This is a genomic window from Leucobacter chromiiresistens, assembly GCF_001477055.1.
Lineage (GTDB): Bacteria > Actinomycetota > Actinomycetes > Actinomycetales > Microbacteriaceae > Leucobacter > Leucobacter chromiiresistens_A.
The window spans coordinates 1-564 of sequence record NZ_LDRK01000167.1 but is presented as its reverse complement, the minus strand read 5'-3'; the positions used below and the strand labels follow the sequence as shown (position 1 = coordinate 564).

Sequence of the window (564 nt, the reverse complement as noted above, 5' to 3'; positions counted from 1 at the left end):
GGGGGCCGTGCGCGGCGGCGGGCCCCGCGAGCGCGTGCGCCACCTCGTGCAGCAGCACCTGATGGATCTCGTCGTCCGCGAACTTCTCGGCGAGGTAGCGCGACACCGTGATGCGCCGGTCGGTGTAGTTGCAGAGCCCGGCGCGCTTCTTGGCGTGGTCGAACGCGAACGTCCAGCGCTCCGCCGGGGGAGCGCCGGACGCATCGGGGGCGCTCAGGTGCATCGCGATGAGCGCCTCCGCCCAGACGCGCACGCGTGCGAGATCCGCCATCCCGTCAGCCCCGCTCGAAGAGCGCCCGCGCCGGCTCGGGGGAGTCGACGGCCGTCGCATCGGTGACGGGGGCGGCGCTGCGCACGAGCTCGTCGAACTCGGCGCCGACGACCATGCGGGCCGGGTGGGGGCCGCCCGCGAGCAGCCGTGGAAGCCAGTCGAGGGATTCCAGGTCGGTGTCGGAGGCGATGAACACGACGTTGCCGAAGCGGCGGCCCTTCAGCACCTGCGGTTCGGCCACGGCGGCGGTGGAGGCGAAGAGGCTCGACAGGGTCGCCGCCTGCCCGCGCACG

Annotated in this window: 1 protein-coding gene and 1 pseudogene; both read right to left on the bottom strand. The window is 74.1% G+C overall.

Features of this window, described 5'->3' with window-relative positions:
• On the bottom strand, nucleotides 1-271 hold a 271-nt coding region (locus NS354_RS12865; protein WP_193750788.1), incomplete at its 3' end, for a SprT-like domain-containing protein.
• 4 nt (nucleotides 272-275) lie between these two features.
• A pseudogene (locus NS354_RS12860) lies at nucleotides 276-564 on the bottom strand (spermine synthase); the annotation flags it as partial.